The 13,684-nt window shown below is 67.2% G+C and carries 11 protein-coding genes; 8 read left to right on the forward strand and 3 right to left on the reverse strand.

From position 1 onward, the window contains the following. Positions 1–57: 57 nt before the first annotated feature. Positions 58–1,290 carry a helix-turn-helix domain-containing protein gene (locus MXB90_RS10190; protein WP_250044240.1) on the forward strand — a complete coding sequence of 411 codons (1,233 nt, stop codon included), beginning with the start codon at positions 58–60 and terminating at the stop codon, positions 1,288–1,290. A 67-nt stretch (positions 1,291–1,357) separates the two neighbouring features. Continuing rightward, a complete protein-coding gene (gene ispG / locus MXB90_RS10195; RefSeq protein ID WP_250044243.1) occupies positions 1,358–2,479 on the forward strand; it encodes a flavodoxin-dependent (E)-4-hydroxy-3-methylbut-2-enyl-diphosphate synthase in 1,122 nt (373 codons plus the stop codon). A gap of 214 nt (positions 2,480–2,693) precedes the next feature. Here ispG and MXB90_RS10200 read toward each other — a convergent pair whose 3' ends face one another. Next, on the reverse strand, positions 2,694–3,455 hold the full coding sequence (locus MXB90_RS10200) for a DsbA family protein (protein WP_250044246.1): 762 nt from the start codon (positions 3,453–3,455) through the stop codon (positions 2,694–2,696). A gap of 182 nt (positions 3,456–3,637) precedes the next feature. Between MXB90_RS10200 and MXB90_RS10205 the strand changes: the two genes are divergently transcribed. The 4 genes from MXB90_RS10205 (at position 3,638) to prfB (ending at position 10,005) form a co-directional block, all read left to right on the forward strand. Beyond that, positions 3,638–4,783, forward strand: a complete 1,146-nt coding sequence (locus tag MXB90_RS10205) for a pyridoxal phosphate-dependent aminotransferase (protein ID WP_250044248.1) — start codon at positions 3,638–3,640, stop codon at positions 4,781–4,783. A 58-nt stretch (positions 4,784–4,841) separates the two neighbouring features. After that, the gene (locus MXB90_RS10210) at positions 4,842–6,101 is read left to right on the forward strand and encodes an N-acetylmuramoyl-L-alanine amidase (RefSeq protein WP_250044250.1); all 1,260 of its coding nucleotides are present in this window, start codon (positions 4,842–4,844) and stop codon (positions 6,099–6,101) included. 124 nt (positions 6,102–6,225) lie between these two features. Beyond that, a complete protein-coding gene (locus tag MXB90_RS10215; protein ID WP_250044252.1) occupies positions 6,226–8,787 on the forward strand; it encodes a penicillin-binding protein 1A in 2,562 nt (853 codons plus the stop codon). A 90-nt stretch (positions 8,788–8,877) separates the two neighbouring features. Continuing rightward, a complete protein-coding gene (gene prfB, locus MXB90_RS10220; protein ID WP_250044254.1) occupies positions 8,878–10,005 on the forward strand; it encodes a peptide chain release factor 2 in 1,128 nt (375 codons plus the stop codon). Here the strand turns inward: prfB and MXB90_RS10225 are convergent. Next, positions 9,888–11,000, reverse strand: a complete 1,113-nt coding sequence (locus MXB90_RS10225; RefSeq protein WP_250044256.1) for a Hint domain-containing protein — start codon at positions 10,998–11,000, stop codon at positions 9,888–9,890. The two genes, prfB and MXB90_RS10225, sit on opposite strands and share 118 nt — an antisense overlap. Positions 11,001–11,145: 145 nt before the next feature. Between MXB90_RS10225 and MXB90_RS10230 the strand changes: the two genes are divergently transcribed. Together MXB90_RS10230 and chrA are read left to right on the forward strand one after the other, a co-directional pair. Continuing rightward, positions 11,146–11,922, forward strand: coding sequence for a DUF2189 domain-containing protein (locus MXB90_RS10230; RefSeq protein ID WP_250044258.1), 777 nt, complete (start codon positions 11,146–11,148; stop codon positions 11,920–11,922). Between the two features lie 6 nt (positions 11,923–11,928). Continuing rightward, positions 11,929–13,158: a chromate efflux transporter gene (gene chrA / locus MXB90_RS10235; RefSeq protein WP_462982278.1), complete on the forward strand. Its 1,230-nt coding sequence runs from the start codon at positions 11,929–11,931 to the stop codon at positions 13,156–13,158. A 23-nt stretch (positions 13,159–13,181) separates the two neighbouring features. On the opposite strand, the gene MXB90_RS10240 is transcribed toward chrA, so the two are convergent. Beyond that, positions 13,182–13,514 (reverse strand): helix-turn-helix domain-containing protein, encoded by a 333-nt coding sequence (locus MXB90_RS10240; protein ID WP_250044261.1) that lies wholly within the window; start codon positions 13,512–13,514, stop codon positions 13,182–13,184. Positions 13,515–13,684: the final 170 nt, after the last annotated feature.

The following is a 13,684-nucleotide window of genomic DNA, read 5'->3' on the forward strand; positions in this document are numbered from 1 at the left end:
TCGCGGGGTAACCTTTCGAATCGTCATCCTAAAGCGTATCGGGGCAGGGGCAGGCACATGATCGGGCGGAAGGCGAAGCCTTCGACGGAACCGTTGGACAAGCCGAAAGGCTTTGACGACTTTGAATTGCGCCTTGGCGATGTGATGCGCGGCGAACGCGCGACATTGGCCAAGTCGCTGCTGGATGTGCAGCGTGAATTGCGCATCAAGGCCGCCCATATCGCCGCCATCGAAAGCTGTGACGTCGCCGCGTTCGAGGCGCCGTCCTTCATCTCGGGCTATGTCCGGTCCTATGCGCGCTATCTGGGCATGGACCCGGACTGGGCCTTTGAACGGTTCTGCAAGGAATCGGGGTTTCAGCCGATGCATGGCATGGCGCCCGGTGCCTCGGGGCCAAAGCCGCAGCGCCGCCCCGCCGATGTGGCCGAACCGCTGGCCAATCCCAATGCCAGCTTTGTGCCGCGCACCGAAGCCTTCTGGACGCGGATCGAGCCGCGGGCGCTGGGTTCGGTGCTGGTGCTGGCGCTGCTGACCGGTGGGCTGGGCTATGGCGGCTACAGCGTGCTGCAAGAGGTGCAGCGCGTGCAGCTGGCCCCCGTCGATCAGGCCCCGGGCGTGGTCGCGGAACTGGACCCGCTGCAATCGGCACAGCCGCTGACGGTCGCGCAGGGTGATGCGCTGCCCGATCTGCCCACGCCCGAGGCGCTGGACCGGATCTATCGCCCCTCCGCGTTGGATGTGCCGGTGCTGGTGGCGCGCGATGGCCCGATTGCGGCGATCGACCCGAATGCCACGGGCCTTCTGGCGGCCTCTGCGCCCCAGACGGGCGGGGCAATGGGCCCGGCCCCGCAGGCCGAACTGGCCCAAGCCGACGCAGCGACGCCCGAAGAGGGCGCTCCGCGCGTGCGGACGCTGGGCGATGCAGCCCCGGCCGTGGAAATCCTGGCGGTGCGCCCGTCCTGGGTGCGGGTTCAGGCCTCTGACGGGACGGTGATCGTGGAAAAGGTGCTGGATGCCGGCGAACGCGTGGCGCTTCCCGCGCTGGAAGAACCGCCCGTTCTGCGCGCGGGCGAATCCGGGGCGATCTATTTCGCGGTGAACGGCGTGGCCCACGGCCCGGCGGGTGGGCGTGGCCAGGTGACCAAGAACATCACCCTCTCGCCCGCGGCGTTGACCGAAAAATATGCCGTGGCCGATCTGTCCAAGGATGGCGATCTGGCGCGCATGGTCGCCCTGGCCGATGCCGGTGCGGCGGTGGGCGCGGCGGCGGACCAGACACCGGGGCAATAGCCCCGGTTGCCCTTGCCCGGCCAAGCGCCTATCTGTTCTGCGTTCCCCAAGCCGGAGGCAGTTTCCGATGTCGCTCAATCCCGTCCGCCCGTGGCGCAACATCTATCGCCGCAAGTCGCGCCAGATCATGGTCGGCCGCGTGCCGGTGGGCGGCGATGCGCCGATCTCGGTGCAGACGATGACCAATACCGACAGCTCGGACGTGCGCGCGACCCTTGATCAGGTGATCCGCGCCGCCGATGTGGGCGCCGATATCGTGCGCATTTCGACCCCGGATGAATCCAGCACCCGGGCCTTGCGCGAAATCGTGCGCGAAAGCCCGGTGCCGATCGTGGCCGACATCCATTTCCACTATCGCCGCGCGATCGAGGCGGCACAGGCGGGCGCGGCCTGCCTGCGCATCAACCCCGGCAATATCGGCGATGCGGCCCGCGTGCGCGAGGTGGTGCAGGCCGCCAAGGACCACGGCTGCTCGATCCGCATCGGGGTGAACGCGGGCTCGCTGGAAAAGCACCTGCTGGAAAAATATGGCGAACCCTGCCCGGAAGCGATGGTGGAATCGGGGCTGGATCACATCAAGCTGCTGCAGGACAACGACTTTCACGAATTCAAGATCTCGGTGAAAGCCTCGGACGTGTTCCTGGCCGCCGCCGCCTATCAACAACTGGCCGAGGCAACCGATGCGCCGATCCATCTGGGCATCACCGAGGCGGGCGGGCTGATGACCGGCACGGTCAAATCTGCGATCGGGCTGGGCAACCTGCTCTGGATGGGGATCGGCGACACGATCCGGGTCAGCCTATCGGCCGATCCCGTCGAAGAGGTAAAGGTCGGCTTCGAGATCCTGAAATCGCTGGGCCTGCGCACGCGCGGGGTGCAGATCATCTCTTGCCCGTCCTGCGCGCGTCAGGGGTTCGATGTGATCAAGACCGTCGAACTTCTGGAAAAACGCCTGGAACACATCAAGACCCCGATGAGCCTGTCGATCATCGGCTGCGTGGTCAATGGCCCGGGCGAGGCGCTGATGACCGACATCGGCTTTACCGGCGGCGGCGCGGGCGCGGGGATGGTCTATCTGGCGGGCAAGCAAAGCCACAAGCTGTCCAACGCGCAGATGGTCGATGAGATTGTGGCCCTGGTCGAACGCCGTGCGGCCGAACTGGACGCGCAGCAGACCCCGGCGGACTGACGGCGCATCTGGCTTCTTCTTGGAAAAAATACTCTGGGGGAACGCGCAAGGCCCCCATTGAGGGGGCCTTGCGCGTGGGGGCAGCGCCCCCGCGCGGATGCCGCTGGTCTGCGCGCGGGGGCATGTGGGCAGGGGGCTCTGCCCCCCGCCCAGCGGGCCCTTGACGGGCCCGCTGGGCGTCCCCCGGGATATTTCGGCAAAGCCGAAGGGGTGATCAGCCGCGTTGTTCGGCGATCATGCGCTGCATGGCGGCGACTGGCGCATACCCGCGCAACAGATCGCCCCCGATCACGAAGGCGGGTGTGCCCGAGATCCGCATCCGTTCGGCCAGCTGGTGGTTGGCGCGCAGCACGGCGGTGACCGCTTCCTCGTTCATCCGCTGCAGGATCGGGTCGGGATCCTGACCCAGATCCTTGGCAAGCCGGGTCAGGCTTTCCAGCGTGATATCGCCGCGGAAGCTGATCAGCGCGTCATGGGCCTGTTTGTAGACCTCGTCCCCGGCGAGTTGCTTGACCGCCACGGCAAAGCGGGACGAAAGTTCCGACTGCTGCCCGAGGATCGGGAATTCCTTGACCACGAAGCGGATGCCCGGGTCCTTGGCCAGCAGGGCTGCGACCTCATCATGGGCCTTGCGGCAATAGCTGCAGCGGTAATCGATGAATTCGACCACGGTCACGTCGCCCTCGGGGTTGCCGCCGACCCAGGAATGGCTGTCGTTGAAGATGTCTTCGGCATTGGTCTGCACCAGGACCTTGTCGTTTTCCGCCTCGGCCGCGACCTGGCGTTGTTCAAGCACGCCGATGGCTTCGACCAGCACCTCGGGATTGGCCATCAGATAGTCCTTGACCGCGGCGCCGAAGGCTTCTTTCTCGGCCTCGGTCATGGCGGTCATGGCGGTCAGGTCGAAGGCGGTGGCGGGGGCGGTGGCAAGAAGCGTGGTGGAAAGGGCAAGCGCGGCAAGTGTCGTGCGGGTCATCTGGTCGTCCTGTTCTGGGCCCCTTCGGGGGGCGGGTATCGGGGGCGGTCTGCGCGACGCGGCCCGCGGGGCAAACATCGGCGCTTGGGGCCCCGAGCGCAAGGCGGTCTTGTGGCGCAGTTCCTTGACCTTGGCGCGGGGCGGGCCTATCCGCGGGCCAGTCTCAGCATAAGGAGCAAGGGATGCGGTTCTCAAGTCGTGGTCAGGTTGATCCCTTCATTGTGATGGATGTGATGGAGGCCGCGCGCGCGGCCGAGGCCGCGGGCCGCCACATCATCCATATGGAGGTCGGCCAGCCCTCGACCCCCGCGCCGGCGGCGGCGCGTGCGGCGTTGGCGCGCGCGCTGGAGCGGGACGCGCTGGGCTATACCGTGGCGCTGGGCCTGCCTGATCTGCGCCGGGGCATCGCGGATCTTTACCGGCGCTGGTATGGCGTCGATCTGAACCCCGACCGGGTGGTGGTGACGTCGGGGTCTTCGGGGGCCTTTCTGCTGGCCTTTTCGGCGCTGTTCGATGCGGGCGACCGCGTGGCGCTGGGCGAGCCGGGCTATCCGTCCTATCGCCAGATCCTGCGCGCCATGTCGATCACGCCCGTGGGCATCCAGACCCGGGCCGAGGATCGGTTTCAACCCCGCCCGCAGGATATTCCGGCCGATGTGCAGGGGCTGATCGTGGCCTCGCCGGGCAATCCCTCGGGCACGATGCTGGGCAAGCCGGAACTGGCGGCGCTGATGGCGGCGGCACAGGCGCGCGGGCTGACCTTCATTTCCGACGAAATCTACCACGGGCTGCATTACGATGCCCGCGGCGTCAGCGCGCTTGAGATTTCGGACGAGGCCTATGTGGTCAATTCCTTTTCGAAATATTTCTCGATGACGGGCTGGCGCGTGGGCTGGATGGTGGTCCCCGAGGATCACATCCGCACGGTGGAACGCCTCGCGCAGAACATGTTCATCTGCCCGCCGCATGCCAGCCAGGTGGCCGCTTTGGCCGCGCTGGACTGCATCGAGGAGCTGGAGGCCAACCGCGCCGTCTACGCCGAAAACCGCCGCCTGATGCTGGAGGGGCTGCCGAAGGCGGGCTTTACCCGGATCGCGCCGCCCGACGGGGCCTTTTTCATCTATGCCGATGTGTCGGATTTGACGACGGACAGCCGGGCGCTGGCCGCCGAGATCCTGGAAAAGGCCGGTGTCGCGGTGACGCCGGGGCTGGATTTCGATCCCCTGCGCGGGGCGCAGACGCTGCGCTTTTCCTATGCCCGCCAGACCGCCGACATTGCCGAGGGGCTGGCGCGGCTGCAGGCCTTCATGGAGACGCGGCGGGGATAGGCAGATGGCGTTGCAGGATGGTCCTGCGGCGCTATGATGGGCAAAAACCGGGGCAGGCATGACGGGTCGGTTCATCTTCATCCTTTGCTGGGCGGCGCTGGTGGCGCTGGCGCCCGCCCTTGGCGGCGCGGGCGCGCGCGCGCAGGATCTGTCGGCGCTGGCCCGGCTGGACCCGGTCCGGTCACTGGTGAGCGCGGCCCGCGGCGGCGAGATTGTGCTGGATCTGGGGCTTAGCCAGCCGGTTCCCTTCCGTGCCTATCTGCTGGATGACCCACCCCGCCTGGTGGTCGATTTCCGCGAGGTGGATTTCGCCGGTCTGCGCCCCGAGGCGCTGACCGGGGCCGACCGTCTGGCCGATCTGCGCTGGGGCCGGTTCCGGCCGGGCTGGTCGCGGCTGGTGGCCGAATTGCCCGGCCCGATGCGCATTGCCGAGGCCGCGCAAGATACCGGCGCCGCGCCGCGGGTGCGGGTGCGGCTGCTGCCGGTCAGCGCCGCCGATTTCGCGGCCCGTGGCGGCAATGCGCCGCAAGGGGCGGGGGGGGCGGCGACCTCGGCGCTGTGGGATCTGCCGCAGCCCGCCGTGGTCGAGGAACCGCGCCGCCGCCAGACCGGGGACCGGCCGCTGTTCGTGGTGCTTGATCCTGGCCATGGCGGCATCGATCCGGGCGCCGAACATGGCGCGCTGAGCGAGGCGGTTCTGGTGCTGACCTTCGCGCGTGAGCTGAAAGAGGCGCTGACGCGGGCGGGCATGCGCGTTCTGATGACGCGCGAAGAGGATGTCTTTGTGCCGCTGGAAACGCGCATGACGGTGGCGCGCGCGGCGGGGGCCGATCTGTTGCTGTCGATCCATGCCGATGCGCTGGCCGAAGGCGTGGCGACCGGGGCCACGGTCTATCTGCTGGATGAGGCGGCGTCTGACATGGCGGCGCAGCAGCTGGCCGAACGCCATGATCGGGCCGATCTGCTGGCCGGGGTCGATCTGGCGGGGCATGATGATGCGGTGGCGGGTGTACTGATGGATCTGGCGCGCGCCGAAACCCATCCGCGCGCGGTGCGCCTGTCGCAGGTGCTGGCCGGAGCGATCAAGGCCGAGGGTCTGAAGATGCACAAACATCCGGTGCAGGGGGCGAATTTTTCGGTTCTGAAGGCCCCCGACATCCCCTCGATCCTGCTGGAACTGGGGTTCATGTCCTCCGAGGCCGACCGCGCCCGGCTGATCGACCCGGCCTGGCGCGCGCGCATGGCAAAGGCGATCGTGACGGCGGTGCAAAGCTGGGGCCAGGCCGATGCCGCCGAGGCGCGCCTGCTGCGTCAGTAGTGTGCCCATCGGCTGCATCCTGCCCGGCCCGGCGGCGCCTTGACGCCAAGTTGTTTTGACCCGGGCGCCGCGCCCCTATATAGGCGTGACCAATCGGGGCCGCGGGGGCCCATGGGGGTGGCTGTTGATCCGTTTCGTTCTGTCGTCCATCGGGGGCCTGTTCTCGTGGGTCGTGACCGCGCTGTTCTTTGGCGCGCTGACGCTGGGGGCCATCTTCTGGATGTATTCGCGCAATCTGCCCAGCCATGAACAGCTGGCGCAATACACCCCCAAGACGATCAGCCGCATCTACAACGGCGAAGGCCGCCTGATCGACGAATTCGCCGAGGAACGTCGCCTGTTCGTGCCGATCGGCGACATGCCCGACCTGGTCAAGCACGCCTTCATTTCGGCCGAGGACAAGAATTTCTACGTCCACAAGGGCTATGACGCGCGTGGCATCGTGGCCGCGCTGGTTGATGCGGTGAAATCGGGCGGGCGCGACCTGCGCGGCGCCTCGACGATCACGCAGCAGGTGATGAAGAACTTCCTGCTGTCCTCGGACCGCTCGATCGAGCGCAAGATCAAGGAACTGATCCTGGCGACCCGGCTGGAAGAAACGCTGAACAAGGACCAGATCCTTGAACTGTATCTGAACGAAATCTTCCTGGGCCAGAATTCCTATGGCGTGGCCGCCGCCGCGCAGACCTATTTCAACAAGACGCTGGCGCAGCTTGAACCGCATGAGGCCGCGACCCTGGCCGCGATGCCCGCCGCGCCCTCGAACTTCCATCCCGTGCGCAACCGCGACAAGCTGGAAGGCCGGCGCAATTATGTGCTGCGCGAGATGGCGCAGAACGGCTACATCACGCCGGACGTCTATGAGGTGGAACGGCAACAGCCGGTGCGATCCGTCCAGAACGGCGATTTCCCGCCCTTCCGCGATGCGCTGCCGCCGCGCGACTATTTCACCGATGAAATCCGCCGCCAGCTGTCGCGCAGCTTCGGGCAGGATGAATTCTTCGGTGGCGGCCTGACGATCCGGGCCACCGTCGATCCCGACATGCAGGATCATTCCGGCGCGGTTCTGCGGGCGGCGCTGGAAAAATACGACCGTGGCCGTGGCGTCTGGCGCGGCACAGGGGCCAGCATCCCGGCCGACCAGCTGGGCGACGAACACGCCTGGCGCGCGGCCCTGGTCGAGGTGCCCACCGACAAGGCCCCGCGCGACATTCCCGGCTGGCACCCGGCGGTGGTGCTGGCGCTGGGGGACGGCGCGGCGCGCATCGGCATCGAGGGCATCGAAGAGGATGCCGACGGCCACTGGATCCCGGCCGAGGATGTGACCTGGGCCCGCAAGCGCCAGGCCGACGGCAAGCTGGGCCCGCGCGCCAAGGTGGCCGCCGATCTGCTGGACGTGGGCGATGTCGTCCTGGTGCGCGCAATGACCAAGGACGAGGACGGCAGCTTCATCCGCTGGACGCTGCGCCAGGTGCCCGAGGTGCAGGGGTCCTTCATGGCGATGGACGTGAACACCGGCCGCGTGATCGCGATGCAGGGGGGCTTTTCCTACCAGTCCTCGGTCTTCAACCGCACCACGCAGGCGATGCGCCAGCCGGGGTCCAGCTTCAAGCCCTTCGTCTATGCCGCCGCGCTGGATTCGGGCTTTTCGCCCGCCACCATCGTCGTCGACGCCCCGATCGAGGTGAACACCCCCCAGGGCCTGTGGCGGCCCAAGAACGCGTCCAACAAGTTCTATGGGCCGACCCCGGTGCGCACCGGGATCGAACAGTCGCGTAACCTGATGACGGTCCGGATCGCGCAGGAAATCGGCATGGACACGGTCGCGCGCTATGCCGAACGCTTCGGTGTCTACAGTCCGATGAACCCGTTCCTTGCGAACTCTCTGGGCGCGCAGGAAACCACGATGTTCCAGATGGTCGCGGCCTATGCGATGTTTGCCAATGGCGGCGAACGGGTGGAACCGACGCTGGTCGACCGGGTGCAGGACCGCTGGGGCCGCACCGTCTATCGCCATGACCAGCGCGTGTGCGAAAACTGCGCCGCCGACCGGCTTGGCGCGGGCGAGGGGCCGCGGATCAGTTCCAACCGCGAACGCGTGATGGATGCGATCACCGCCTATCAGCTGACCTCGATGCTGGAAGGCGCGGTGCAGCGCGGATCGGCGCGGGGCTTGAACCTGCCGGTGCCGGTGGCGGGCAAGACCGGCACCACCAATGATGCCAAGGACGTGTGGTTCGTGGGCTATACCTCAAACATCGTGGCGGGGTGCTACATGGGCTTTGACCAGCCGCGCAGCCTGGGCTCGGACGCCTATGGCGGCACGCTCTGTGTGCCCGTGTTCGAGGCCTTCATGCGCGAGGCGATCAAGGAATATGGCGGCACGAAGTTCAAGGTGCCGCCGGGCGGCTACTGGGTGAAGATCAACCGCTTCACCGGCGAACGCCTGTCCGAGGATGCCAGCGGCGACATGGTGATCGCCGAATACATGCGCGAAGGCCAGGAAGGCATGTTCGGCATGGGCATCATGGTTGACGGCGGCTTCGGAATGGGGCAGAACCTGCCGCTGTTTTCCCAGGGCGAGGATGACTTTGGCGGCACCGCCATCACCACCTCGACCGGGCAGCAGAAGGTCATCCCGAAGAAGGCCGATTTTGGCACGCTGAGTTCGGGCGGGCTTTACTGACACCGGGGCGGGCAGGGGCGCGTGCGTCGGCTTGCCCGGCGGGCCGCAAGCCTGTATCACCCCCACCGATATCTTTAGAGGAACCAGACCATGCGCGCCGAGACGCTCAATACCGTCGATGCGATCCGCAAATCGTTGAAACTTCTGGGCCAGCGGATGGATTGGGAAACCGCCCCGCACCGGCTTGAGGAATTCAACGCCATGATCGAGGATGGCGACCTGTGGTCCGATCCGGCCCGCGCGCAAAAGCTGATGCGCGAACGGCAGATGCTGATGGACAAGGTCGAGACCTACCGCCGCATTGACCGCGAGCTGACCGACAATGTCGAGTTGATCGAGCTGGGCGAGATGGAGGATGATGCCGAGATCGTCTCGGAAGCCGAAAAATCGCTGAAAGACCTGCGCGAGTTTTCCGCCGCCAAAGAGCTCGAGGCGCTGCTGGACGGTGAGGCCGACAGCAACGACACCTTCCTGGAAATCAACGCAGGCGCGGGCGGCACGGAAAGCTGCGACTGGGCGTCGATGCTGGCGCGGATGTATGTGCGCTGGGCCGAGAAAAAGGGCTACAAGGTCGAGCTGCAATCGGAAACCGGCGGCGATGAGGCCGGCATCCGGTCGGCGGCCTACAAGATCAGCGGGCCCAATGCCTATGGCTGGCTGAAATCGGAATCGGGTGTTCACCGTCTGGTGCGGATTTCGCCCTATGACTCGGCGGCGCGGCGGCATACCTCCTTCAGCTCGGTCTGGGTCTATCCGGTGGTCGATGACAATATCGAGATCACCATCCCCGACAGCGACATCCGGATTGATACCTACCGATCTTCGGGCGCGGGCGGACAGCACGTGAACACGACCGACTCGGCGGTGCGGATCACCCACCTGCCGACCGGCATCGTGGTGACCAGTTCGATGAAGTCGCAGCACCAGAACCGCGAGATCGCGATGAACGCGCTGCGCTCGCGGCTGTATCAGCTGGAACTGGACAAGCGTAACGCCGCGATCAACGCCGCCCATGAAAACAAGGGCGATGCCGGATGGGGCAACCAGATCCGGTCCTATGTGTTGCACCCCTACCAGATGGTGAAGGATCTGCGCACGGGTTACGAAACCTCGGACACGCAGGGCGTTCTGGATGGTGATCTGGACGGCTTCATGGCCGCGACCCTGGCGATGGATGTGGCGGGTAAATCCCGGGCCGAGGCGAACGCCGACGCCTGATCCGCGCCGGGCAGCGGGGCCAGACCGCCGCGCATCGCCTGGGCCAGCGCGCGGGTGGCCGCCATGTCCAGCAGCGGCAGGGCAGGGTCGCGCGCGCCCTGCGCCAGCCGCCGGGCCAGCGGGCCCAGATGCGCAAGCACCAGATCGCCGCCCAGCAGGCTTTCGCTGATCACCCCTTCGGCCAGCACCAATGCGTGGCGCGCCAGCAGAAGGTGCAGATAGCGCACCTGCCGCCGCCCCGTCATCCGCCGCACACCGGGCAGCGCGCACAGCCCCGCCGCGGGGCCCAGAACCGCCTGCCCATCCGCGCGCCACAGGCGCAGCCGGTGCTGCGGCGACAGCACCAGCGGCCGCCACGGCAGCCCGCCCCCCAAGGCGCCCGGCGCAATGCGCACCGGCCGCGCCGGGGCGCCGGGGCGGTCGAACCGCAGCGTCCGGGCGGTGATCATCACCACGGGTTCCGGCGCGCCATTGGCGGTCAGAACCAGATCACCGGGGCGCAAGGCCTCAATCGGGCGCAGGCCGGCGGGCGTGGCGATCCGGGTGCCGGTGCCAAAACACATCGGCAGGGCAAGCCCGGTGTAAGGGGTGCTGTTGGCCGTACCCTCGGCGGTGGCGGTGATCGCAAGGTCAACCCCCTTGGGCGGCATCGTCCCGGAAAAGACGAAGCCCACCACGTTCAGGTCACTACGCGTCGTTTCATGCACCGAGATCGCAAAAACCTTCCAGGTGCTGCTGCCATCCGAGACGGTGAAGGAATATTCCTGTTCCACGACGTATTCGGCCGGATAGCTGGTGCCGTTCAAGACCTGCGGTGTGCCCAGCAGCTGCGATCGTTCATCGTCATCAAACCAGGTGTCGCCGTCCGATATCTGCAGGCTGCCCGTCTTTGCGTCGGCGGCGATGGTGAATGTGTGACCCAGCAGATGCGACCCCGTCCCCGTGTTGTTGAACCCCGCGGCGGTTGTGGTGACCTTGGAAAGGTCAAGAAACATCAGGCTGTAAAGGGGCATGATACCGCCAGGTTCGGGTTCACGCCCGACCCTGCACCCGGATCGCTTGCAGGCCGGTTAACGCGCGCAAGAATCTGTTGCCGCCCCCCTGCCGGCGCGGCTAGCCTGCCGCAAAAGGGAGGACGCAATGACACAGATCGACGCAGGCCAGCCGTCGCCACTGCCCGAGATCCAGACCGTGACCACGACCGACATCGGCCCGGTGCTGCGCGCGGGGCTGCGCGATTTTCTGCGCGCCCCCGCCTTTGGCATCTTCTTTTCGGCCTTTTACGTTCTGGGCGGCGTGATCTTCTGGCAGGTGTTCCTGGCGGCCGGGCAGGAATGGTGGCTGATCCCGGTGATCCTGGGCTTTCCGCTGCTGGCGCCCTTCGCCGCGATCGGTCTCTATGAGGTCAGCCGCCGGATCGAGGCGGGCGAGCCCTTGATGTGGCGCGAGGTGTTGGGCGTGGTCTTTGCCCAGAAGGATCGCCAGCTGCCGTCGATGGCGATGGTGATCCTGCTGATGTTCATGTTCTGGGTCTTTGTCGCCCATACGATCTTTGCGCTGTTCATGGGGCTGTCGGCACTGACCAATATCACCACCTCGCCGGGGGTGCTGTTTGAAGGCAACGGGCCTTTGATGCTGCTGGTGGGCACGGTGATCGGGGGGGGCTTTGCGGTGGCGCTGTTTTCCTTCACGGTTGCGGGCCTGCCGCTGCTGCTGGAAAAAGAGGTTGATTTCATTTCCGCCATCATCCTGTCGGTGCAGGTGGTGCTGGCCAATCCGGTGACGATGCTGGCCTGGGGGCTGGTGATCGCGGCATGTCTGTTTGCGGGCATGGTGCCGATGTTCCTGGGCCTGTTCGTGGCGTTGCCGGTGCTGGGCCATGCCAGCTGGCACATGTATCGCCGGCTGCTGGGCTAAGGGGGCGTGACGCGCCCGCATCACCCCCCCCATCCGGGCCGCCCGGCCGAGGTTCTGGCCGCTTTCGCCCGGCTGGGGCTGACGTCCTTTGGCGGGCCGGTCGCGCATCTGGGCTATTTCCGCGCGGAATTCGTGACGCGGCGGCGCTGGCTGGATGATGCGGCCTATGCCGATCTGGTGGCGCTGTGCCAGTTCCTGCCGGGCCCGGCGTCCAGCCAGGTGGGCTTTGCGCTGGGGCTGATGCGGGCGGGCTGGGCGGGGGCGCTGGCGGCCTTTGTGGGCTTCACCGCGCCCTCGGCGGTGGCGCTGGTGGTCTTTGCGCTGCTTGCTGGGCCGCTGGCGCAGGCGTCCTGGGCCGGGGCGGGGGCCTTGCTGGGCCTGAAGATCGTCGCGGTGGCGATTGTCGCGCAAGCCGTCTGGGGGATGGCGCGCAGCCTGTGCCCGGACCGCGCGCGCGCCACGATCGCGCTGGCCGCGGTGGCGGTTCTGGCCTTCGTGCCGGGCGCTTTGGGCATGCTGGGCGCGATCGCGATTGGCGCATTGGCGGGCCTTGTTCTGGGCCGGGGCGGGGCGGGCAAGCCACCGGCCGCCCCAGTGCCGGGGGACATGGCCGCGCCGCCGGTGTCGCGCCGGGTTGCGCTGCTCTGCCTTGGGGTGTTCGCCGGGCTGATGCTGGCGCTGCCGCTGCTGGCGCCGCTGGGGCAGGGCGTTGCGGTTGCGGACCGCTTTTTCCGCGCGGGCGCGCTGGTCTTTGGCGGGGGCCATGTCGTCCTGCCGCTGCTGGAGGCCGAGGTCGTCCGCCCCGGCTGGGTCACGCCCGAGGTCTTTGTGGCCGGCTATGGCGCGGCGCAGGCGGTGCCGGGGCCGCTGTTCACCTTTGCCGCGTATCTGGGCGCGCTGCTGGACCCGGGGCCAAGCGGCATCGCGGGCGCGCTGCTGGCGCTGGGGGCGGTCTTTGCCCCGGGGTTTCTGGTGCTGGTGGGCGTGCTGCCGTTCTGGCACGGGCTGCGCGCGCGCGCCGGTGCAGCGGCGGCGCTGCGCGGGGCCAATGCGGCGGTGGTGGGCATTCTGGGGGCGGCGCTTTACACGCCGGTCTTTACCAGCGCCATCACCGATCTGCGCAGCTTTGCGCTGGGGCTTGCCTGTTTCGTCCTGCTGACGCTCTGGAAGGCGCCGCCCTGGGCGGTGGTGATCTTGGCCGCGCTGGGCGGGATCGGCCTGTCCATGCCCGGCTGATCCAGGGCCGTCACGCCCGCGCGCTATATCGCCCGCCGCTGCGCGCGATAGCCCGAGGGCGTTTGCCCGAAGGCCGCGCGGAACAAGCGCGAAAACTGCGCCTGATCGGAAAAACCGAAGCGATAGGCGATTTCCGCGATCGGCGCATGGCCGGGCAGATCCAGCATGTCGCGCGCCGCGATCAGGCGCTGTTCGCGGATATATTGCGACACGGTGGCATTGGCGTCCGAAAACAGTTCGTGCAGGTAACGCTTTGAAATCCCGCAGGCTTCGGCCACCAGATCGGGCGAGAGTTCGGGGTTTTTCAATTCGCGCCGGATCACATCCTCGGCGCGGCGCAGATGGGCGGCACGCACCGCGGTGCGCGCGCCGGCGGTGTCGGCCTGCCCCTACGCGGCGCATAGACTCAGATGGGGTATTCGGCTTGCGCCCTATCCCCGACGTTGGCTTTCGTGGAGGTGCTGGGCTTCGAGCTGATGGTAGAACGTGGTCTGTTTGAAGCAGCCACAAGCATCAGGGAGGAAGC

The organism is Phaeovulum molybdatiresistens, assembly GCF_023544865.1.
GTDB lineage: Bacteria > Pseudomonadota > Alphaproteobacteria > Rhodobacterales > Rhodobacteraceae > Pontitalea.

What these genes read in the sequence shown, in the direction of transcription:
- MXB90_RS10200 (WP_250044246.1), bottom strand. Translation starts at nt 3,455, where the DNA reads ATGACCCGCACGACACTTGCCGCGCTTGCCCTTTCCACCACGCTTCTT.
- prfB (WP_250044254.1), top strand. Translation starts at nt 8,878, where the DNA reads ATGCGCGCCGAGACGCTCAATACCGTCGATGCGATCCGCAAATCGTTG.
- ispG (WP_250044243.1), top strand. Translation starts at nt 1,358, where the DNA reads ATGTCGCTCAATCCCGTCCGCCCGTGGCGCAACATCTATCGCCGCAAG.
- MXB90_RS10225 (WP_250044256.1), bottom strand. Translation starts at nt 11,000, where the DNA reads ATGTTTCTTGACCTTTCCAAGGTCACCACAACCGCCGCGGGGTTCAAC.
- MXB90_RS10205 (WP_250044248.1), top strand. Translation starts at nt 3,638, where the DNA reads ATGCGGTTCTCAAGTCGTGGTCAGGTTGATCCCTTCATTGTGATGGAT.
- MXB90_RS10210 (WP_250044250.1), top strand. Translation starts at nt 4,842, where the DNA reads ATGACGGGTCGGTTCATCTTCATCCTTTGCTGGGCGGCGCTGGTGGCG.
- MXB90_RS10230 (WP_250044258.1), top strand. Translation starts at nt 11,146, where the DNA reads ATGACACAGATCGACGCAGGCCAGCCGTCGCCACTGCCCGAGATCCAG.
- MXB90_RS10190 (WP_250044240.1), top strand. Translation starts at nt 58, where the DNA reads ATGATCGGGCGGAAGGCGAAGCCTTCGACGGAACCGTTGGACAAGCCG.